At 37.5% G+C, this 21,180-nt stretch carries 20 protein-coding genes; 8 read left to right on the top strand and 12 right to left on the bottom strand.

The features are described 5' to 3' along the window. The first annotated feature begins 5 nt into the window (after positions 1 to 5). Positions 6 to 713, top strand: a complete 708-nt coding sequence (locus tag BMW39_RS04020; protein WP_034977540.1) for a DUF6843 domain-containing protein — start codon at positions 6 to 8, stop codon at positions 711 to 713. A gap of 31 nt (positions 714 to 744) precedes the next feature. Here BMW39_RS04020 and rpsO read toward each other — a convergent pair whose 3' ends face one another. From rpsO to thrA, 4 genes are all read right to left on the bottom strand, one after another. After that, the gene (gene rpsO, locus BMW39_RS04015; RefSeq protein ID WP_034965356.1) at positions 745 to 1,014 is read right to left on the bottom strand and encodes a 30S ribosomal protein S15; all 270 of its coding nucleotides are present in this window, start codon (positions 1,012 to 1,014) and stop codon (positions 745 to 747) included. A gap of 223 nt (positions 1,015 to 1,237) precedes the next feature. Beyond that, positions 1,238 to 2,533, bottom strand: coding sequence for a threonine synthase (gene thrC / locus BMW39_RS04010; protein ID WP_034977537.1), 1,296 nt, complete (start codon positions 2,531 to 2,533; stop codon positions 1,238 to 1,240). A gap of 371 nt (positions 2,534 to 2,904) precedes the next feature. Next, positions 2,905 to 3,834, bottom strand: coding sequence for a homoserine kinase (locus BMW39_RS04005; protein ID WP_034977534.1), 930 nt, complete (start codon positions 3,832 to 3,834; stop codon positions 2,905 to 2,907). Between the two features lie 89 nt (positions 3,835 to 3,923). Next, entirely contained in the window at positions 3,924 to 6,368 is a 2,445-nt protein-coding gene (gene thrA, locus BMW39_RS04000) for a bifunctional aspartate kinase/homoserine dehydrogenase I (protein ID WP_034977532.1), read from the bottom strand. A gap of 605 nt (positions 6,369 to 6,973) precedes the next feature. Between thrA and BMW39_RS03995 the strand changes: the two genes are divergently transcribed. The 7 genes from BMW39_RS03995 (at position 6,974) to BMW39_RS03965 (ending at position 12,749) form a co-directional block, all read left to right on the top strand. After that, complete coding sequence (locus BMW39_RS03995) at positions 6,974 to 7,309, top strand: PadR family transcriptional regulator (RefSeq protein ID WP_034964729.1); 336 nt, start codon at positions 6,974 to 6,976, stop codon at positions 7,307 to 7,309. A gap of 5 nt (positions 7,310 to 7,314) precedes the next feature. Beyond that, positions 7,315 to 9,039 carry a PspC domain-containing protein gene (locus BMW39_RS03990; RefSeq protein ID WP_034977529.1) on the top strand — a complete coding sequence of 575 codons (1,725 nt, stop codon included), beginning with the start codon at positions 7,315 to 7,317 and terminating at the stop codon, positions 9,037 to 9,039. A gap of 117 nt (positions 9,040 to 9,156) precedes the next feature. After that, complete coding sequence (locus BMW39_RS03985; protein ID WP_034977526.1) at positions 9,157 to 9,987, top strand: GLPGLI family protein; 831 nt, start codon at positions 9,157 to 9,159, stop codon at positions 9,985 to 9,987. Between the two features lie 255 nt (positions 9,988 to 10,242). After that, positions 10,243 to 10,815: a 1-acyl-sn-glycerol-3-phosphate acyltransferase gene (locus BMW39_RS03980; RefSeq protein ID WP_034977524.1), complete on the top strand. Its 573-nt coding sequence runs from the start codon at positions 10,243 to 10,245 to the stop codon at positions 10,813 to 10,815. 61 nt (positions 10,816 to 10,876) lie between these two features. After that, entirely contained in the window at positions 10,877 to 11,308 is a 432-nt protein-coding gene (locus BMW39_RS03975; protein WP_034977523.1) for a PaaI family thioesterase, read from the top strand. Positions 11,309 to 11,324: 16 nt separating this feature from the next. Continuing rightward, on the top strand, positions 11,325 to 12,302 hold the full coding sequence (locus tag BMW39_RS03970) for a chorismate-binding protein (protein WP_034977521.1): 978 nt from the start codon (positions 11,325 to 11,327) through the stop codon (positions 12,300 to 12,302). A 123-nt stretch (positions 12,303 to 12,425) separates the two neighbouring features. After that, positions 12,426 to 12,749: a DUF6804 family protein gene (locus BMW39_RS03965; RefSeq protein WP_034977518.1), complete on the top strand. Its 324-nt coding sequence runs from the start codon at positions 12,426 to 12,428 to the stop codon at positions 12,747 to 12,749. Between the two features lie 35 nt (positions 12,750 to 12,784). On the opposite strand, the gene BMW39_RS03960 is transcribed toward BMW39_RS03965, so the two are convergent. The 8 genes from BMW39_RS03960 to BMW39_RS03925 form a co-directional block, all read right to left on the bottom strand. Further along, positions 12,785 to 13,351: a hypothetical protein gene (locus tag BMW39_RS03960; protein WP_034977516.1), complete on the bottom strand. Its 567-nt coding sequence runs from the start codon at positions 13,349 to 13,351 to the stop codon at positions 12,785 to 12,787. A 55-nt stretch (positions 13,352 to 13,406) separates the two neighbouring features. Beyond that, positions 13,407 to 14,786 (bottom strand): nucleoside permease, encoded by a 1,380-nt coding sequence (locus BMW39_RS03955; protein ID WP_034977513.1) that lies wholly within the window; start codon positions 14,784 to 14,786, stop codon positions 13,407 to 13,409. A 25-nt stretch (positions 14,787 to 14,811) separates the two neighbouring features. Next, a complete protein-coding gene (locus BMW39_RS03950; protein ID WP_034977510.1) occupies positions 14,812 to 15,417 on the bottom strand; it encodes a bifunctional nuclease family protein in 606 nt (201 codons plus the stop codon). 354 nt (positions 15,418 to 15,771) lie between these two features. Then, the gene (locus BMW39_RS03945) at positions 15,772 to 16,722 is read right to left on the bottom strand and encodes an electron transfer flavoprotein subunit alpha/FixB family protein (protein ID WP_034977507.1); all 951 of its coding nucleotides are present in this window, start codon (positions 16,720 to 16,722) and stop codon (positions 15,772 to 15,774) included. A gap of 77 nt (positions 16,723 to 16,799) precedes the next feature. Next, complete coding sequence (locus BMW39_RS03940; protein ID WP_034977504.1) at positions 16,800 to 17,546, bottom strand: electron transfer flavoprotein subunit beta/FixA family protein; 747 nt, start codon at positions 17,544 to 17,546, stop codon at positions 16,800 to 16,802. Between the two features lie 306 nt (positions 17,547 to 17,852). Beyond that, the gene (locus BMW39_RS03935) at positions 17,853 to 18,554 is read right to left on the bottom strand and encodes an SDR family oxidoreductase (protein WP_034977501.1); all 702 of its coding nucleotides are present in this window, start codon (positions 18,552 to 18,554) and stop codon (positions 17,853 to 17,855) included. A gap of 77 nt (positions 18,555 to 18,631) precedes the next feature. Beyond that, the gene (locus BMW39_RS03930; protein ID WP_175459321.1) at positions 18,632 to 19,543 is read right to left on the bottom strand and encodes a T9SS type A sorting domain-containing protein; all 912 of its coding nucleotides are present in this window, start codon (positions 19,541 to 19,543) and stop codon (positions 18,632 to 18,634) included. Positions 19,544 to 19,756: 213 nt separating this feature from the next. Beyond that, a complete protein-coding gene (locus tag BMW39_RS03925; RefSeq protein ID WP_034977495.1) occupies positions 19,757 to 21,136 on the bottom strand; it encodes a dipeptidase in 1,380 nt (459 codons plus the stop codon). Positions 21,137 to 21,180 lie beyond the last annotated feature (44 nt).

Below are 21,180 nucleotides of genomic sequence, written 5' to 3'. Positions count from 1 at the left end.
ACCAATTGAAATTAGAAAAATTTAATATCGGAATATTATTAATCATACTAAGTTTTATCGCAAGTGTGATTAGTTTTTATCTCTTAATTTTTACTATTCCAGTTTTTCTAATTGGTTGTATTTGTATCATAAAATCAAAAGAAAAAATTATTTTAAAAGTTTTAAGTATTTTAATTCCGTTGATTGTATACTTTCCTGCAACTTTTCTTTTTTTAAGTCTTTACAATTATACAAATCCAAAAGAATTTCTAATTCCAGAAAATTATGCTGGCCCTCTTCGAATCATCTATGAAGAAGAATGTGGTCAAAAACTTTTTAAAGAAAACGGAAGTGAAGTATTTAAATTTCCAAAAAATGGAATTATTATTTTATCCTCTGAATTTGATGGAGGAATAAATCACAAATATTTTTTCATTGACAAAGCCGGAAACAAAAAGCAGATTCCTCAAGCAAATATTGATGGACAAAACTTAAAATTTCCTAATGTGTCAATTCAAGGAGCAGGCATAATGAGTAATGGAGAAGTGAAAATTGGAGTTAATTCCAATGATGATAAGGATAACATAAAGTATTCAGATTTTAATGTGAATCGAAACAATGTTGATGATTTTAATTATAAGAAACAGCAAACATTTGATTCTTTAACAACGGCAATTGTTTTTAAATGCAGAAAAAATAGAATCTTATATAAACAAAAAAGCAACCCAAATTGAGTTGCTTTAATTTTTTGCTTGAAAGCGGAAATTATTTTCTGATTCCCAATTCAGCGATGATAGCTCTGTATCTAGAGATTTCTTTCTTCTTCAAGTAATCAAGAAGAGATTTTCTCTTACCTACCAATTTCACTAGAGACCTCTCAGTAGCAAAATCGTGACGGTTAGCTTTCAAGTGCTGAGAAAGGTGGTTGATTCTAAAAGTGAATAGAGCAATCTGTCCTTCAGCGCTTCCTGTGTCATTTGCAGATTTTCCGTGCTTTGCGAAAATTTCTGACTTTTTTTCTGTTGTTAGATACATTCCAATATTATTTAAATGATTATTATGTAATTCGGGTGCAAAGATAGGATTTTATTTTAGATTAAAAACTTAAAATCAAAACTATTTTTATTGGAATAAATTCTATTCAATAAAACACATTTTTGTCATTCCGTAGGAAACCTAACGTAGTGGTTCGACGAAGTCAATCTAGACAGCTAAGTTGAGATTCCTACGGAATGACAAACTTACTGAATAAATACTCTTACTTCTCCTCCATCAAAAATTGTTTCACCACTTCAAAATCCTCTGGAAATTCCAACGATTGTTTTTCCTTTTTGTTGAAAGCTTCCAGTTTTTCAGGGATTTCGATTTTCGTTTTTAAAACATCTTCCACAACTTCCACAAACTTTGCAGGATGAGCGGTTTCCAATAGAACACCAACAAAATCTGCACTTGATTTTTCTGAATACTTTTCCAATCCCAAATAAGCCACCGCGCCGTGCGGGTCCAAAGTATAACCGAAATCGTTCTTCACTTTTATCATCGTCTCTTTTGTTGCTTCATCCGAAAAAGAATACGACTCGATTTCTTTTTTGAATTCCGAAACATCATCATTGAAAAGACTTTTCATTCTTTCAAAATTGCTTGGATTTCCGACGTCCATTGCGTTGCTGATGGTTTGTTTTGAAGGTTTTGTTTCGTAATTTCCGGTTTCAAGATAATTTGGAACCACATCATTTGCATTGGTTGAAGCAATGAATTGATAAATCGGCAATCCCATTTTCTTGGCAAAAAGTCCAGCGGTTAAGTTTCCAAAATTCCCGCTCGGAACAGAAAACACGATTGGTTTTCCTAATTTTTCTAATTGAGCAAATGCCCAAAAATAATAGAATGATTGCGGAATCAATCTCGCAATATTAATACTGTTTGCTGACGTCAAAGTGAATTTCTGATTCAATTCTTCGTCGGACAGAATTTGTTTTGCCAAAGCCTGACAATCGTCAAAAGTGCCATCGATTTCCAACGCTTTGATATTTCCGCCCCAAGTTGTCAGCTGTTTTTCCTGCAACGGACTCACTTTTCCTTTTGGATAAAGAATATAAACCTCAATTCCCGCAACATCGAAAAATCCAGACGCAACCGCACTTCCCGTGTCGCCAGAAGTCGCAACAACAACCTTCATCGGTTTTCCTTCTGAGAAATAAGCCATCATTCTCGCCATAAATCGAGCGCCAACATCTTTGAAAGCCATCGTCGGACCGTGGAACAATTCCAGGGAATAAATATTCTCCGTGATTTTCACATCCGGAATTTCGAAGTTCAAAACTTCATCGATGATTTCTTTCAAATTGTCATCGGAAATGGATTCGCCGAGAAATTCTTTTGCTACTTGGAAACCGATTTCTTGCAAGCTAAGATTCGGTAGATTTTCAAAAAACCCAGCATCAAGTTGCGGAATATATTCGGGCATAAAAAGTCCGCCGTCATCTGCCAAACCTTTTAAAATGGCTTTTTTGATGTTGGTTTCTTCGTGTTTTCTTGTTGATATGTATTTCATTTTTGGTTGATAGTTAATGGTTGTTGGTTGATAGATTTAAGGTTTTAACGCAAAGTCCGCTAAGATTTTTTTGATTCTTATTGAAAATATTTAAGGTTCGCAAAGACGCTTACGCTCATCAAAGAATAAAACTTTAAAGCCTTTGTCATTCCTTAGGAATCTAGACCTTTGAGATTGACCTCGTCAAACTACTACATTGATTTCCTACGGAATAACAATATTGGTTTTCAGGACAAATCTTGATTTAACGACGAATCTGCAGCCCGACTTGAGTGGAAATCCTTTTTTGCTTTGACTAAATTTCTTTTGAAAGGGAAATCGTCGGCAAAAAAGATTGGGAACGGAAGGCGGAAATAGCTGCCCAAATAATTTTAATTAATCACTCGTGCGCCTTCGTCGTTGATTTTTGTGACGAATGATTCGCTTTCTATATTTTTTTGGTTGAGTAATTCTTTGATTTTGTATGAAATAACTTCTGCAATATCTTTCTTTTCACACAAAGCAAACACCGACGGACCGGAACCGGAAATCCCAAAACCAATCGCGCCATTGTCCAAAGCGAGTTGTTTCATCTCGTAAAAATATGGAATCAACATCGCGCGAACGGGCTCTATGATGACGTCCTCGAGACTTCGGCTGACCAAACCAAGGTCGTTGGTGCAAAATCCGGCGACCAATCCTGCGATATTTCCCCATTGCTGAACGGCAGATTTCAGGCTGATTCTTTCCTTGATGATTTTTCTCGCTTCGCCTGTCGGAACGTCTACGTGCGGATGAACGGAAACTACCGACAAACCCTTTGGATAAGGCAATTTAAAAGCATCTAAAGGTTCATAACTTCTGACCAAAACCATTCCGCCCAAAAGTGCCGGCGCAACGTTGTCTGCGTGGGCATTTCCGCAGGCGATTCGTTCTCCTTCCATTGCGAGTGGCAACAATTCTTGACGAGAAAAAGGCTTTCCCATCAATTCATTAATGGCGACCAAAGCCGCTACGCTGCTCGCTGCGCTGGAACCCATTCCGCTGTTGAGTGGCATTTTTTTGTACAGCTCGATATCGATTCCTTGGGTTGAATTTACCTTTTCCAAGAACAATCGGATGACGTGGGAAACTACATTTTTCTCTGGGTTTTTGGGGAGTTTTCCGCCGTCGCCTTCGATTTTTGTGATGGTGATTTTGTTGAAATCGTTTTTTGTCAGGATGATTTCGTCGCCTGGTTCATCGATGGCGAAACCGAGAATATCGTAGCCACAAACGACGTTGGCGACTGTTGCGGGAGCGAAAACTTTTATAGAATCCATTTTTATAATTGATAAATGATGAGTGATAAATGATATTTATTAAAACGATGAATTGAAATCAACTAACAATTATCGTTTATCTTTTATGATTATTGAGCCGTAACTCTTACCAAATCTGCGAAAACACCTGCGGCGGTAACTTCTGCGCCGGCGCCTGGACCTTTGACCACCAATGGCGTGTTTTTGTACCTTGAAGTGGTGAATGAAATGATATTATCGCTTCCTGAAAGTCCGTAGAATGCGTGATTGGCATCAACCATTTTGACTTCGATGTTGATTTTTCCGTCTTCCAAAATTCCGATTAGTCTAAGTTTTTGACCAGAACTTTCTGCTTCATTTTTGAATGATGAAAAGTAAGGTTCGTTCTTTTCCAACTCTGCATAAAAACTCGGAATCGAATCTGCTTTGAGGCAAGCTTCCGGAAGAAAATCTTTGATGTTGACATCGGACATTTCCAAAGGTAAGCCAATTTCTCTTCCAAGAATCAGCATCTTTCTGGAGAAATCCATTCCGTTCAAATCGTCTCTTGGGTCGGGTTCTGTGTAACCTAATTCTTGCGCTGTTCTTACGACCTCTGCAAAGGTCTTATCGCCAACATAATTATTGAAAATGTAAGAAATGGTTCCTGATAAAATGGCTTCGATTTTTAGAATTTCGTCTCCAGAAATCCAAAGGTCGTTCAACGTTTTGATTATTGGAAGTCCGGCGCCAACATTTGTTTCATATAGGAAACTGACGTTGTTTTTTTTTGCCAATCTTTTGAACTTGCTGTACTGCTCGTAAGCCGAAGAATTTCCTTTTTTGTTGCAAGTCACAATTGAAATATTATTCTCAAAAAACTGTGGATAATAGCTCACCACATCTTCACTCGAAGTATTATCTACGAAAACCAAATTAGGTAAATTTTTACTTGAAATAGAATTTATAAAATATTTTAAATTAGAATTTTCTAAATTTTTATCTAAAATTTCATTTAAGTCAAAATTCAAAGTTTCATTTTCTGAAATAATCATTTGTCGGCTGTTGGTTACGCCTATAACATTGATTTTGATTTGGTGATTTTTCTCCAGATTTTCTTCTTCTCTTTTCAGTTGTTTGAAGAGTTCTTTACCAATATTTCCTGTTCCAGCGAACATCACATTGAAGGTTTTAACTGGCGAAAGTAACAGCGAATCGTGGACAACATTCAAAGCTTTTGAGAGTTCATTTCTTTCAATGACAGCAGAAATATTGAGCTCGGAAGAACCTTGTGCAATGGCGATAATATTAATTCCATTTTTGCCTAAAGCACTAAAAAATTTACCGCTGATGCCTCTCGTTTTTTTCATATTCTCGCCGACAACTGAGAGAATACTGAGCTCATTATCGAATTGCGGTTCATCGATTTTGTTAGCATTGATTTCAAATTCAAATTCTTCCCGGATGGCTTTTTCGGCTTTTTTCTCATCATTAAAATTGACCACAAAAGAAATGCTGTGTTCCGAACTCGCCTGCGTAATCAAGATGACATTGACGTCATATTTTGCCAAAGCATTGAACAATCTTCCGCTGAAACCTTTCATTCCAATCATTCCGTTTCCGGTGATATTGACGAGACAAGTTTTCTCAATGGAGACAATTCCCTTGATTAGACCTTTTGAAACTTCGGATTTTTGTTGAATCAAAGTTCCTGGATTTTCCGGGTTGAAAGTATTCTTGATATAAATCGGAATTTGACTTTCGATAGCCGGAATCATCGTTGGCGGATAGATGACTTTTGCGCCGAAATAAGACATTTCCATCGCTTCCTGATAACTGAGTTCCGGTTGAGAAAAAGCATTCTTTACCAATCTTGGGTCAGCTGTCATAAAACCATCAACGTCTGTCCAAATCTGGATTTCTTTAGCTCTCAAACCTGAGCCTAAAATCGCTGAAGTATAATCCGAACCGCCTCTTCCAAGTGTTGTCGTATCTTGATTTTTATCTTGCGAAATGAAACCTGTTACTACATAAATTTGATTTTCAGGATTCCAATTCTTTAGATTTTCATTGGTTTTGATGAAATCGACGGACGCATTTCCGAAGTTCGAATCTGTGACAATCAGTTCTCTCGAGTCTTTGTAGTTCGCAGGGAAATTCTCTGATTGAAGATATGTTGCGATGATTTTACTGGACATTTGTTCGCCGTAAGCCAACAATCTATCTTTGATTCTGCCTGATAATTCGCCCAAGTTTTTGACACTGAAAAGAATATCTTCAATCTCATTAAAACTCACTTTGACCATCATCAACAAAGGATTCTGAGAAGTTCTTGGCAACAACCCTGAGATGATTTGATAATGTTTTTCTTCTGCGACTTTCAATATCTCTGAGAAATCATTTTGTAGCAACGCCTCTTCCGCGGACAACAAAAGCGAGTTTGTAATTCCTGAAAACGCGGAACAAACCACAATCAAAGGTTCATTTTCATTGAATTCTTTTTCAACGATTGATTTTACATTCTTCAATGCTTCCAAACTTCCGACTGAAGTTCCTCCAAATTTTAATACTTTCATTTGTATTGTAGTTATTTTAAATAAAAAAAGCCTTTCTGGAAAATTCAGAAAGGCTTTTTTATATTGTTATTATTTTTCAATTTCACATACAGACCTTTCCGCGACATACTGTTGTAGTCGTTGTAGAAATCGTTGTTGTGATTGTTAAATTCATTTCTTTATTCTTAATTCTGTTACAAAAATAGAAAAGTGTTTTTAATATGCAAGTAATTTCGGGTTAAATAATTATTTTATTTTATAAATCAATCAAATTCTTGAAGTTTCATTAAAAATTAATTTTCAGAAAAAGGTATTTTTTTTAAGATATAAATTTCAAAACTCTATCAGTTTTTAAGCTTCAAGTATCAACAAAAGCTTGAATTATTGCTCAATTAAAAATTACTCAAAATCCAATAATGAAATTTTACAATTGATTATCAATACTTTAAATATTAATTTTAAAAATATTTGGTACTTTGTATTGCACAATACCTTTTAGTTTACATATCTTTGCAATGTAAAGTTAAAGAAAGACTTTTTTTTGAGCTTGAAAGACGGAAGTCTGAAGAAGTTAAATATTGAATCTTGAACTTTAAATTTTGAATTAAAAAAACCAAACAATTAATATGAATACCGAGAACACAAAGGCGCAGATGCGCAAAGGAATTCTGGAATTCTGTATTTTGAGTCTTATTCAACAACGTGAAATGTACGTTTCCGACCTGATAGAATCTCTCAAAAAAGGAAGACTGGATGTAGTGGAAGGAACGCTTTATCCGCTCCTTACAAGATTGAAAAATGGCGAATTCCTCGCTTACAGATGGGAAGAATCCACAAGCGGACCGCCAAGAAAGTACTACCAGATCACGGAAAAAGGAAGCCTCTTCCTCGCTGAACTGCAAACCACTTGGCAAGAACTGACAGATTCTGTCAACCAAATTATCTCAAACTCTCAAAACTAATTATTATGAACAAGACATTATCTATAGCACTCGCTGGTTTTTCCTTTACGATAGACGAGCTGGCTTACATAAAATTAAGCGATTATCTGAATGCTCTTAGAAATTCTCTAGACGCCGCTGAAGCAGATGAAGTGATGAACGACATCGAGATCAGAATGGTGGAGATCTTCAAAGAAACACTTGGAAAGAGAGAGGTGATCAATGATTCTGATGTTGAGAGAGTGATTGCTCAAATTGGAACGCCTGAACAAATTGACGAACAAGAGGAAGCTTACTTCTCAGAAGGCAAACAGAAACAATCTAAAACTTCTGGAACATTCTCTTACAGCAGCAATTCTCAAAAGCAATTGTTCCGTGATCCCGAGAAACAAAAGATAGCAGGTGTTTGTGCAGGTTTGGCGGCTTATTTCGGAATGGAGATCAGCTGGATGAGATTGATCTGGATCGGTGCATTTCTTTTCCTTTGGGTAGCGCCAGGATCTTCTTTCCTAGTGGTGATCTTGTACTTTATCCTTTGGGCGGTTTTGCCAAAAGCAGAATCAGCTTCAGATTTTTTGAAAATGAAAGGAAAACCTTTGAACTTCGACAATCTAAAGGAAGAATCTGGAAAAATCGTTCAGTTTGCTAATGAAACTACGACCAGAGCAGGCGAGATCTACACAGAGAACAAACCAAAGATTGGTTCAGCTGGTGACACGATCCTGAAAATCCTTAAATATTGTCTTGCCGTTTGGTTGGCATTGATGGCTGCAGGTTGCTTCATCGGACTTTTCGCAATGACTTTTGCTTATGGATCTGGAAAATTCGGGATAGACAACAACCTTGGATTCTATCTTGAGGAAAACAATATGGGCTATTTGATCTTAGCGATCGCAGCTTTACCAACGATTATCTTCGGTGTTGCGTTCTTATTATTATCGATCAAATTATTCTCTCCGAAGACGAAATTCAACTATGTAGGACCTGTTTTGGGAACATTGGGGATCATCTGGTTAGTTTTGGTTGGCGTATTAGCGGCGAATGCTTCAAGGTTCAACTTTGCTTACAGTGGAGAAAATGAAGATTATGAGAACATCTCAATCAGCGCTCCAAATGCAATTGACACGATCTACATCGATAGCAAAAAGGTGGACATTCCTGAGAACTTCAAAACGTACTTCAATAATATCTATTCTGACAAATCAAAGATCTATAAAAAGGATTATCCTCACGTAGAGATCACGAGAAAAGATGACATCAAAACGCCATATCTGATCGTAAAAAGAGAAGCTGATGGTTACAACCAGCCTCTGAAAATGAGAGTGCCTGTAGAAATCGTTGGAAACAGAATCATCCTTCCAAACTACTTCGAGTATCCTTACGAATACCGTTTCAGAAATTACAGATTGGATTATGAACTTGTAGTTCCTAGAAATACGAAAGTCATCAATGAAAAAGAATATCAGGTCAATGTCAGCGATGATAACGACGATGATGACAACGATTCTGACAATCATAACAACAGCGGAATCACCGTTGAGAAAAACAAGATCAACATCAACGGAACTACAATTGAGTACAATTCTGATGAGAATGACAGTGTGAAGATCAATGGAAAATATTACTCCAAAGATTCTGCAGACGTGGTTTTGGAAAGACTAAAAATTGATGAGAAAGTTAAGAAATCGATTGAAGACCTTAACATCAACATCAAAGATGGCAAGAAAGAGATCAATATCAAAACTAAATAAAAATTGAGAGTGGATTAGTCGAAAAGCGGGTCAAAAACTGTAAAGAGTTTCCGCTTTTCCTCTAGTTCTTCCAAGATTTATAAATGATAATTGTCAAATGATAAATAATCATAAACTATGAAAATCTATACTTTTTTTCTTTTGGTATTTTTCACCACATTATCAAAAGCTCAAACACACCGATTCATTTACGAATATCAATTCAAGCCCAATTCCGAATCCACAGAATACAGAAAGACCAATATGGCTTTGGACATCAATCCAACTGATGTCAAGTTCTACGATTACGAAAGTGTTTTGAATGATTCCATTAATAAAAAAGGAGGTCGCAATTACAATTGGACCGGCGCGCCTGTCATCACCAGGAAGAAAAACTCTTATCAGAATACCAATTACGAAATGATGATGGACTATTTCTCCTACCAAACCACCGACAAAATGGATTGGAAACTGGAAAACGAGACCAAGACTTCTGGACAGTACACTTTGCAAAAAGCAACGACCAATTTCGGAGGTAGAGAATGGACCGCTTGGTTTGCCAAAGATGTCAACATCTCAGAAGGACCTTACAAATTCCGAGGTTTGCCAGGTTTGATCTTTGAAATGAATGACAGTAAGGATAACTTTATATTTAAATTGATCAAAAGTCAGAAAATAGAAAAGACCTACGACACCTCAGATTTCTTAGAAGCTTTCGCAGGCAAGAAACCTCTGAATGTCAAGATCGAAGATATGCACAAGCAAATGCTGAAGTTCTACAACGATCCGATGAAAGATCTACGAGAGAAGTTCGATGATGTACCACCAGGAACTTTCCAAGTGGGCGGAAAGAAGATCACGAGCAAAGACCAATTCAAGGAAATGGCAAAGGTAATGCAGGAGCATATTTTGAAGAGCTACAATCCTTTGGATCTTACAAACGCCGTAACTTATCCGACGGTGAATTAAAAATTTAATAAAATATTAACCAAATTTTTATTAATCCCATTATTTAATTTCTTAAATTTGTTTCAGAAAATCAATTTCTAACTAAAAAACTACAACAAAATGATACAATTGGTAATTACGATCGCCATCAAGTTGGTCGATTTTTTCTCAAGCCTTTTTTGACACGTAAAGAATATCTAGATATTTCTTAGAAAATAAACATATTTTGTAAATTTGTAAAGTATAGCTTTGTCGCTGTACTTTATTTTTTTGTCTATGAAAAAATTCTTAGGAAAAGCCATCCTCAAGTTGGTAGGCTGGAAAATCGCACTTCAAGGCGATGTCAACAATCTCGACAGATGCATCCTCGTGGTTGCGCCACACACCGACAACAGCGAGTACATTCTCGGAAACCTTGCTTACTGGGCATTGGGTAAAAAACTAAAGATCATCATCAAGGATGCTCATACCAAAGCTTTCTACGGCAGCATCGTAAAAGGTCTAGGCGGAATCGGGATCGACCGTTCTCAGAAAAATGACCTTGTGAAATTCGTAGCAGACGAATTCAAGAAGGATGATTTCAGTTTGGTGATCACGCCGGAAGGCACAAGAAGTTGGGTCCCAAAATGGAGAAAAGGCTTTTACAATATGGCTTTGGCAGCAAAGGTTCCTATCGTTTTAGCTGGTGGTGATTACAAACGTAAAACCGTCAATCTAGGCTACATCATTCCGTACGACAAATTAGAAACGCATACTTTTGAAGAGATCATGCAGGAAATTCAGGATTTCTATGTGAAATACGACATCACGCCAAAACATCCTGAGAATTGGAATCCACAGATCTATTAGTGATAGTTGATAGTTGATAGTTGATAGTAAAATTAATTTTTTAATCCTTTAATTGTATTCGATGGACGAAGCAAAAAAAATAGAAACACTGGACCGCTTAAACCAAGCCAGCAAGAACACTTTGGGCGAAACGCTAGACATTGTTTACACCGATGTGTCCGATGATCATCTCACTGCAACAATGCCAGTAACACCGAAGGTTCATCAACCTTACGGCATCATGCATGGTGGCGCGAGTTGTGTGTTGGCGGAAACTTTGGGATCTTGTCTTTCACTAATCAATCTTGACCTTTCCAAATCTGTTCCTGTTGGTACGAACATCAACAGCAATCATTTGCGGGCAATCCGAGAGGGAATGGTGACCGGAACTGCGACCTTCATCCGAAAAGGAAACACGATGCACGTTTCCCAGATCGAGATCCGCGATGAGAAAGGCAACCTGATCAATCACACGACCATGACGAACAACATCGTTCCAGTCGGCAAAGTTTAAAATCGTCTTATTTTATATGCTAATTTTCAGATTGCCAGACTCAGAGGTTTTTCACACTTTGGAAAACTCACAGGAAAAACAGGTTTCGTTCGTCAGTTTTGATTCTAAAACCGTTTTGGATTTTAAAGGTTCTATTGTAGACATTACAAAAGAAGACATTGAAAATCAAATTGTTTCTCCGAAAAACAAAAGTTCACTAATCGAAATTGGGAAAGAAACACAGGAATCCTACGCGGTCAAAATTTCTCATGCTAAAGATTTCATCGAGAAAAATGAACTGAAAAAACTGGTCCTCTCCAGAAGGAAACTTTTGATGTATCTGGATGTAGATTCGGAGAAAAAATTATCATTAACGAAAAGCTTCCTTAAATTCTGTGACAGCTATCCTTCCGCTTTTTGTTATCTATTTGAAAAGAACAATGAGATATGGATGGGCGGATTTTCTGAGATCCTGGGAAAATTTGATAAAAAGACCAACGCATTTGAAACCATGAGCGTTGCCGGAACTCTCCCACTCGATGAAAGCTGGACAGATAAGGAAATTGAGGAGCAAAAGGCAGTTACGGATTATATTCAATCGATCATTAGAAAATTCTCGTCAAATCTAAAAGTATCATCTACAAAAGATTTGATCTCTGGAAATATCAAACATCTGAAAACTGATTTTACGGCAGAGATCAGTCCAGAAAGTTTGGATAAGATTATTTCAGAATTGCATCCAACGCCTGCAGTTTGCGGTTTTCCAAAGGAACTCTGCGCTCAGGGAATCAAAAGTATCGAGCATTTCAACCGTGAATTCTACGCAGGCTATATCAAAGTTGAGACGGCGGATTTTATCTATTACTTCGTGAATCTAAGATGTGCAAGCTTTTTCAAAAACTACGCTTTCCTGTTTGTTGGTGGCGGCATCACTTTGAAAAGCGATGTTCATAAAGAATGGGAAGAAACCGAACTGAAATCTTTAGCAATTCAAAACAATTTGGTTTTCGAATAAAAGCTTGATCATGATTTGCGATTAGATCAATATAATTTAAAATAATTGCTTAATAAGCACAGATTTAAACAAAGCGAATCATAATAAACATTATTTTATTAATTTTACAGGAAACTGACAAATATGAATCAGCTTCTAAAATTAATTTTGACAGGTATTTTGATTCTTTGTTTTTTCAAAATGTCTTTTTTGTTCTATAGGTTTTCCGGCTATATTTTGTTTGCAGGATTCGGATGGCTCGCCTACGATGCATTCCAAAGACAAGACCAATGGGACGTAAAGATCTTTGCCATATTGGCTGTACTTTACAATCCATTCATCCAATTTCCATTTCCCAATTTTTTGTGGCTTATCATCAATACCATTGTTATCATTGGCCTTATCCTTAATATCCTTTTCGCAGAAGACAATCCTTATGATGACCAAATAAAAAAAGATGACCGCTGAGTCATCTTTTAATTTATAATATTTGTTTGATTTTTTTACAATCCAACTTCAATTTTGAAGCCTGTATTAACCGTAATTTTCATCTGTCCAGCAGTGATTTTTGAACCTTTGATCCTAAGAATAAAAGAATTTTGCTTCGACTTCAAATGATTGATTAGATCTTCATTTGTGGGAGTAAAAGTTATAGTCGTTGGATTGGTGTTACCTGTGACTGTCGCAACCAAAACATTTCCTAACTCTGGTGTTTTAAAATATACTTCTGCATCTTGGATCGCGTCCAATGGAACTGCGTTTCCGTCTTTAGCTACAATTGTAAACTTCTCCAATCTCGCTGCCTTCAAATTGTTAATAGACAATGATGAATATTGCTCCTTAATCTTTGCATCTACATCTATATTAACGGGAACTTCCGGATAAGTCACAAAATCTGTGGTGTTAACAGTTGCGAAAGGAAATTCCGTATCAAAATTTAGCGGAATCGTAAAAGGAACAGGCACAGAAATATCGTCAATGATATCTTCAACTTTACTACAGCTTGTTGTAATATTTCCTATCATCAGAAAAGAAGAAACTAAAACGACACTCGTGATTATTTTTTTCATAAAACTTTATTTTTCTGAATGTGTATATAAAAATATGCCAAAAGCATTTATAATTTTAATGAGTCACTTTTTCTACGTCTGCGATAGAATGTTTGTGACGGAAAAATAGACCGAACAAAATCGCGATCACTAAGGAATAAGCCGCAAAGTAAAGCCAGATCTGATTCCAGTCTTTTACAAACACAATATTGGACAAAGTCCCATCTGGATTGACCGCCGAATTAAAAGAATTCTTCAAAATTCCCAAAAATGTGGAATTCTCCGGGGTCGTTTGCAGATAATTAGACAATTCAGAAGCTGTCGTGAATTTGATGGTAAAAAATTTATCAATCGCCCAACCAGCAATATAACTTCCGATGACCGCACCAAAACCATTGGTCATCATCATAAATAATCCCTGAGCCGACGATCTTATCTTTTTGTCCGTTGTCGTTTCTACAAAAAGGGAACCCGAGATATTGAAAAAATCGAAAGCCATTCCATAGACCACACAAGACATGATGATCATCCAAAGTCCATTCACAGGATCTCCGAAAGCGAACAATCCGAAACGCAAAACCCAAGCAAACATACTGATGAGCATCACTTTTTTGATTCCGAACTTTCTCAAGAAAAATGGAATTGCCAAAATGAATAAGGTCTCAGAAATCTGAGAGATCGACATAATGATCGTTGATTTTTCAACCACGATGGAGTTCGCGTATTTTGGAAAATTAGCAAATTCACTTAGGAAAACGTCTCCGTAAGCATTTGTCAATTGTAATGCGGCACCCAAAAGCATCGAGAATAAGAAGAACAAGGCCATTTTGAAGTTGCCAAATAGCTTGAAAGCATTCAGTCCCAATTGCTCAGAAAGTGGCGCATCTTTATCGATCAATTTTTGAGGTGGACATTTTGGAAGCGTGAGTGCATAGATCCCTAAAAGAATCGCAGCTGCACCACCGATGTAAAACTGTCCTTCTGTCGCTTTGTTTCCTGTAAGGTTTGTGATCCACATGGCTACGATGAAGCCAATCGTTCCCCACACTCTGATGGGTGGAAAATCCTTAACAACATCCAAATGGCTGTTTTTCAGAATTGTATATGAAATTGAATTGGTCAAAGCGATGGTCGGCATGTAGAAACACATGGCCAAAAGCATGATGTAAAAAAATGAATCCGGCGTCTCCGAATGCGGCAGAATGAAAAGCACAATACCATAAAAGATCTGCAAAACAGAATAGATCCTCTCTGCATTGACCCAACGGTCTGCGATGATGCCCGTAATGGTTGGCATAAAGATCGAGGCGATTCCCATGGTTCCGAAAACAGCGCCAAACTGCGTTCCATCCCAATGTTTGGTTCCAAACCAGAAGTTTGCCATCGTTATCAGCCAAGCTCCCCAGACAAAGAATTGCAGAAAGCTAAGTATAGTCAATCGTAATTTTAGACTCATTATCGTAAAATGATATTATTATTGGTTAATCAATTTTTTTGTTTCTTCTTTTGATCTCTTCCTGAAGTCTGAGTGCAGTGTCAAAATCTTCCTCCTTCACGGCATCTGCCAGCAACTGGTTCAGCTCTTCTGCAGAGATGCCAGACAGATCGTTGAAATCTGAGACGTCATCGGATTCTGTTTCCTCGTCTCCTACTTTTGGCGTTTCGTCCAGTTCTAGAAGGATTCCTGCTTCATTCAGGACATCAGAAGTCGTGAAGATCGGCGCGTCGAACCGCACAGCCATTGCTACAGCGTCGGAAGTTCTGGCGTCCAAGATCAATTCTTCGTCTGACAATGGATTTTTGAAATTGATATTTGAGAAGAAAACACCATCTTTAATTTGGTAGATGATGACAGATTCTATCTTGAAGTTTGTATTTTTAACAAACTGGGTGAACAGGTCGTGCGTCAAAGGACGAGGTGGATTGATGTCTTTTTCTAATCCCAAAGAAATGGATTGTGCTTCAAAATTCCCGATAACAACAGGCAGTTTGACCGATGTTTCTTCATGTTCCAACAACAGCGCGTACGCTCCCGACTGGGTTTGGCTGTAGGATATTCCCCGTATGATTAATTTTTTATAATCCATTTAGCAAATATAAAATTTTTTAGGAATTTTCTTTTAGAAATTGTTGATTTTTACGTGGTTTGAATCGTATTTATGCAGAAAGTAAAATGTAAAAAGTATTTATTTAAAAATGTTAAACAATAATAAAATGTAATACATTGATTTTAAACAGGAAATGTTTGCAGCCCTGCCTGAGTGAAAATCCTTTTTTGCGAAGAATTCGATTTCTATTGAACTGGAAATCATCTGCAAAAAAGATTGAGAACGGAGGACGGATAAAGCTGCCCAAATAATTGTAAAATGTATATTGTAAAAGTAAAACGTATAAAAAAACCTGAGCCAATGACCCAGGTTTTGATTTTATTGTAAGGAATTTTATGCGCCTTTCAAAGCTTTGATCTTCTCTGTCAATGCAGGAATGATCTGGAAAGCATCGCCTACCACGCCGTAATCTGCAGATTTGAAGAAAGGTGCTTCCGCATCATTGTTGATGACCACGATGGTCTTGGAACTGTTGACACCCGCCAAATGCTGAATTGCACCTGAAATCCCAACCGCTACATATAGATTTGGAGAAATAGCTTTTCCAGTCTGCCCAACGTGCTCTGTGTGAGGTCTCCATCCAATATCTGAAACTGGCTTGGAACAAGCTGTTGCTGCACCTAGAACGTTTGCCAGATCTTCGATCATTCCCCAGTTTTCAGGTCCTTTCATACCTCTACCAGCGGAAACTACAACTTCAGCTTCTTTCAGGTCAAGCTTTCCGGAAGACTGCTCGTGGTTGATCACTTTTGTATCTTCGTTGGTGATGCTCAATTCCTTCACTTCTTCCGAACCAGACGCTGCATTTTCTTTCACGCCATAAGCATTTTGAGAAACCGTCACGATAACGCCCGCTGCATCAGCCTTTGCGTGCATGAAACCTTTTCCGGAGAATGCTCTTCTTTTCACTTGGAAAGGCGAAGTACTTTCTGGAACGTCGATGGCATTGGTGATCAAAGAATAATTCTTCTGAATGGCCAACATCGGCGCTACTGAAGAGGCATCTGTTGTGTGAGGAAAAACAATCACGTTACCGTCGAAAACCTCATTCACTGCTTGTGCATAAGCTTTTGAACTGAAATTCTTAAGGCCTTCATCTTTTACATTAATGACCTTATCCGCGCCATATTTGTAAAGAAGGTCTGAAGAATCTGTAGGATTGATGGAAATCGCAGTCACTGAATCTCCAGTTTTTGCGGCGATTGCCTTTGCATAAGAAACGGCTTCAAATGCTGCTTTTTTATAAATTCCGTTTATATTTTCTGCGTATACGAATACTGCCATAATTTCTAAATTTAAGGTTTAAAATCCAAAATTCAAGTCTGAGAAACTGTGAATCTTGAACTTGAAATTTTGAATGATTAAATAACTTTTGCTTCTTCGTGAAGTAATCTTACCAATTCGTCCAGGTTACCTGCAGAAACCAATTTCACAGCTGCTCTTGGTGCAACGCTGTCGAAAGAAACCGCTTCTACTTTTACCTCCGTGTTAGAAGGTTCTACGACTTGAAGTGCTTTGGTTCTTGCAGACATAATACCTCTCATATTTGGGATGATCAGATCTTTCTCGTCTACCAAACCTTTTTGTCCTGCTACCACTGCTGGTAATTTTACAGAGATCGTTTCTTTTCCACCTTCAATCTCTCTTACCGCAGTTGCTTCTGAACCATTAACATCAAGTCCAACAGCCGCATTTACGAATGGGAAATTAAGCAATTGCGCTACCATTCCTGGAACTGCGCCACCATTGTAATCGATGGATTCTTTTCCCATCAAAACCAATTCGTAGCCGCCATCTTGGGCAACTCTCGCGATTTCTTTCGCTACAGAGAAACTATCTTTGGCTTCAGTGTTCACTCTGATCGCGTCGTTTGCTCCGATTGCCAAAGCTTTTCTGATCACCGCTTCTGTTCCTGCGTCACCAACATTCACAACGGTTACGGTTGCGCCTTGGGATTCTTGTAATTTTATAGCTTTTGTCAAAGCAAACTCGTCCAAAGGATTGATCACCCACTGGATTCCGTTTTTGTCGAATGCAGATTTGTCTGCGGTAAAGTTAATTTTACTTGTAGTGTCTGGTACACTACTGATACAAACTAATATTTTCATATGTAATTTTTATTGTTTTTTATTTGCCATATGTTATCGCTTAATTATAAACAAATATTCGTTTTTGAATTGCGGCGATTTCATTTTAATGTGATATACTTTGTTATATGAACTTCGCTAATTTATATAAAAAATGCTATGCATGCATAATTTATTGTTATTTATTAAATAAGATTCTCTAAGCCTTTATTAATCGAGTATTTAGAACATTTATAAATAATAAGACCGATGAACATTGACTATTTGGTTAAAAAACCAGTCACATTTTTGATAACTTAATGTGCAAAAAACCCTTTTTGAATCCAATTATTTTTTGACCTGACTTGCTCGGAACTCTATTTTACTAGGCAACACTCTTGGATTCATGTTCAACATATCGAGGATAAGATTTCCCATATCTTCCGGCTGAATCTTCCATTCGTCTTTTTCGGAAGGCACATTTCCGTTGAAATAAGTTGCAACAGAACCAGGCATGATGGTCGAAACTTTAATATTATATTTTCTAAGGTCGATCATGGCCGCTTGAGTGAAACCAACCACTCCAAACTTCGAAGCGTTGTAGCCAGCGCCATTTTCGAAGAAGTTGGTTCCGGCAAGACTGGCGATGGTGATGTAGTAGCCTTCTGATTTTTTCAATTCTTCTACGGAAGCTTTTAATGAATAGAAACAGCCTGTCAAATTTGTTTCCTGCATCGCGTTCCAATCTTCGACACTCAGTTCATCGACCGGTTTGAAAACACCCAAACCTGCATTGGCAACCACGACATCCAGACTTCCGAATCTCTCGGTGATCTTGGAAACCGCATTCTCTTCATCTGCAAAATTCCTCACGTCTGAACTTACGCCGAAGATACTTTCTGAAATGACTTTAAGTTCAGAAACAGCTTTATCAACATCTTCCTGCTTTCTTCCGCTGATGGCAACTTTGTGACCGTTTTTCAATAAAACTTCTGCGATTCCGAAACCGATTCCTTTGGTTCCGCCTGTGATGTATATTACTTTTGACATAATTTTTTATTTAGATCACTAAAATAAAAAAAACGCTCCTTATGAGAGCGTTCTTTTATGACTTTAAGAAGATATTATTACTTCTTAATGAATTTTTTGGTTTCAGTACCGTTTTCAGTTTCAACATTGATGATATAAGTTCCTTTGGTAAGATTTCTTACATCAACCTGGTTGTCAGCAGATTTTTTAGAAGCTACAGTTTTACCAGAAAGATCAATGACGTTTACACTAATTACTCTTGAAGTAGATTTGATATTGATGTAATCTGCAGTTGGATTAGGATAAATTGTAACATTCGCAGTTTTCTCGATTTGACCAACAGTTGCCACTCCTAGAGTTGCTGCATTTACAGCAGTCAATGAATAGTTATCTAATGCGCCAGTATTGATCATTGTATTTGCAGGTGTAGCAATAACCTGGTTGATAAGATTATGCTGACTTGGTACCAAATTTTTCGTAATAGTGTAATTATTAATACTTAAAGTACTTTTAACACCATCTATTGTGTAAGTAATCACTCCATTAACAGGATCATAGGTAAATTCTACTGAGATCCAAGTATTCGCAGGGTACGTATTTGGCGTAAGTCCTGAAATTGTGAAAAAGCCAGATGCTCCACCAGCAGAAGGTGTTAGATTAGCATTACCATTTAGCGTTTTCGTTGCAGAATTATAATGGATTCCCACAATTCCAGCGGTCGAACTTTGTACGAAACCTCCCACTCTAGTTGCACCAACGGCAGTACCAGTGTAAATCTCATATTTCCCTTGTAAAATATCATTTCCTGCAGTTCTAGCAGTCCACGCTGTTGCAAGACCTGGTTTAACAACTTGTCTATTAGAAGTTGCAACTGCAGTATTACCAGAAGAGATTTGAATCGATTTGCCGTGTGCAGGATCGATATCTACAATCTGATAATCGGAATTGGCACCGCCATTCGTATAAAGTCCACCTTGTCCTGGCGCACCAAATGTTGTACTTGTACCCACATCCCCATTAGTTAAGGCATTAAAGTTATCTGACTCTAATAATTGTGCAGATAAGAAACTTGTTGAAAGTGCAATTGCACATAATAGATAGATTTTTTTCATGTAAATTTTTTTGTTATAATTCTGGCACGAATGTATTAAAAATAAAAATGATTAACCTAATGTTAATCATTTTTTCTTATTATTTTTTTAATAAAACCAAAGATAATGTAATTATCCTGCATAAAATTCAAAAAAGTATGGTATACTTTCTATTCCTTTGTAATAGTTATAAAGCCCATAATGTTCGTTTGGTGAGTGGATCGCATCAGAATCCAAACCGAATCCCATCAATACTGATTTTGCGCCGAGTACTTTTTCGAACAACGAAGTTATTGGAATACTTCCACCACTTCTATATGGCAACACTTCTTTACCAAACGCTTTTTCCATCGCTTTTTTAGCGGCTTGGAATTCTTTGGTATCGCTCTCCAAAACGTAAGGCATTCCGCCGTGGTGAGGCGTTACTTTTACTTTCACACTTTTTGGTGCAATCTTTTCGAAGTATTTTGTGAACTTTTCCGTTATCTCTTCCGGTGTTTGGTTTGGAACCAATCGCATTGAGATTTTAGCAAAAGCTTTGGAAGCAATCACAGTTTTTGCGCCTTCTCCAGTGTAACCACCCCAAATTCCGTTGACATCTAAAGTTGGTCTAATAGAAGCTCTTTCCAAGGTCGTGTAACCTTCCTCTCCCTGAATATCATTAAGGCCAATCGATTTTTTGTAACCTTCCTGATCATCTCTTAATTTATTCATTTCTGCTCTGTCTTCATCCGAAACGATCAAGACATTGTCATAAAAACCATCGATTGTGATGTGTCCTTTGTCATCGATCAATTCGCCAATCATTTTTGACAGGACATTGATTGGATTTGGAACCGCACCACCATAAAGTCCGGAATGCAAGTCGCGGTTTGGACCTTCTACCTCAACTTCCACATAACTTAGACCTCTTAAACCTGTTGTAACCGTTGGTTGCTCATTAGAATAGATATGCGTGTCGGAAATCAGAATCACATCGCAGCTTAATTTCTCCTTATTATCTTCAAGGAAATCACCCAAACTTGCAGAACCAACTTCCTCCTCACCTTCTATCAAAAACTTGACATTGCAAGGTAGAGAATCTGTCTTCATCATCGCTTCAAACGCTTTGACATGCATAAAGAATTGACCTTTGTCATCAGCAGAACCTCTTGCGAAAATTGCGCCTTCCGGATGAAGTTCTGTCGTTTTCACAACTGGTTCGAATGGATCGCTTGTCCATAACTCTAACGGATCAGCTGGCTGAACGTCATAATGTCCGTAGACCAAAACTGTTGGTAGATTAGTATCGATGATCTTCTCTCCGAAAACGATGGGATAACCTTTGGTTTCTAGAATCTCCACGTTGTCTGCGCCGGCCACTTTCAGATGTCTTGCCACTTCGTCTGCACATTTCAGAACTTCTGATTTGTAGGCTGGATCTGCGCTGATGGAAGCGATTCTGAGAATGTCGAAAAGTTCGTCCAGAAAACGTTGTTTGTTCTCGTTGATGTATGTTTGGGTTGTGCTCATTTTTATTAATGATAAATGATGGTTGATAAATGATTAAAAAAACT

The sequence above is a fragment of the Epilithonimonas lactis genome, from assembly GCF_900110605.1.
Taxonomy (GTDB): Bacteria; Bacteroidota; Bacteroidia; order Flavobacteriales; family Weeksellaceae; genus Epilithonimonas; species Epilithonimonas lactis.
This window is presented reverse-complemented; position numbering and strand designations above follow the sequence as displayed.

Bases quoted from the DNA above. Each gene is read 5' to 3' on its own strand.
- thrC (WP_034977537.1), bottom strand. From the start codon at position 2,533: ATGAAATACATATCAACAAGAAAACACGAAGAAACCAACATCAAAAAA.
- BMW39_RS03925 (WP_034977495.1), bottom strand. From the start codon at position 21,136: ATGAGCACAACCCAAACATACATCAACGAGAACAAACAACGTTTTCTG.
- BMW39_RS03995 (WP_034964729.1), top strand. From the start codon at position 6,974: ATGAATACCGAGAACACAAAGGCGCAGATGCGCAAAGGAATTCTGGAA.
- BMW39_RS03945 (WP_034977507.1), bottom strand. From the start codon at position 16,722: ATGGCAGTATTCGTATACGCAGAAAATATAAACGGAATTTATAAAAAA.
- BMW39_RS03935 (WP_034977501.1), bottom strand. From the start codon at position 18,554: ATGTCAAAAGTAATATACATCACAGGCGGAACCAAAGGAATCGGTTTC.
- BMW39_RS03950 (WP_034977510.1), bottom strand. From the start codon at position 15,417: ATGGATTATAAAAAATTAATCATACGGGGAATATCCTACAGCCAAACC.
- BMW39_RS03980 (WP_034977524.1), top strand. From the start codon at position 10,243: ATGAAAAAATTCTTAGGAAAAGCCATCCTCAAGTTGGTAGGCTGGAAA.
- BMW39_RS03985 (WP_034977526.1), top strand. From the start codon at position 9,157: ATGAAAATCTATACTTTTTTTCTTTTGGTATTTTTCACCACATTATCA.
- thrA (WP_034977532.1), bottom strand. From the start codon at position 6,368: ATGAAAGTATTAAAATTTGGAGGAACTTCAGTCGGAAGTTTGGAAGCA.
- BMW39_RS03965 (WP_034977518.1), top strand. From the start codon at position 12,426: ATGAATCAGCTTCTAAAATTAATTTTGACAGGTATTTTGATTCTTTGT.
- rpsO (WP_034965356.1), bottom strand. From the start codon at position 1,014: ATGTATCTAACAACAGAAAAAAAGTCAGAAATTTTCGCAAAGCACGGA.
- BMW39_RS03940 (WP_034977504.1), bottom strand. From the start codon at position 17,546: ATGAAAATATTAGTTTGTATCAGTAGTGTACCAGACACTACAAGTAAA.
- BMW39_RS03955 (WP_034977513.1), bottom strand. From the start codon at position 14,786: ATGAGTCTAAAATTACGATTGACTATACTTAGCTTTCTGCAATTCTTT.
- BMW39_RS03970 (WP_034977521.1), top strand. From the start codon at position 11,325: ATGCTAATTTTCAGATTGCCAGACTCAGAGGTTTTTCACACTTTGGAA.
- BMW39_RS03960 (WP_034977516.1), bottom strand. From the start codon at position 13,351: ATGAAAAAAATAATCACGAGTGTCGTTTTAGTTTCTTCTTTTCTGATG.
- BMW39_RS03990 (WP_034977529.1), top strand. From the start codon at position 7,315: ATGAACAAGACATTATCTATAGCACTCGCTGGTTTTTCCTTTACGATA.
- BMW39_RS04005 (WP_034977534.1), bottom strand. From the start codon at position 3,834: ATGGATTCTATAAAAGTTTTCGCTCCCGCAACAGTCGCCAACGTCGTT.
- BMW39_RS03975 (WP_034977523.1), top strand. From the start codon at position 10,877: ATGGACGAAGCAAAAAAAATAGAAACACTGGACCGCTTAAACCAAGCC.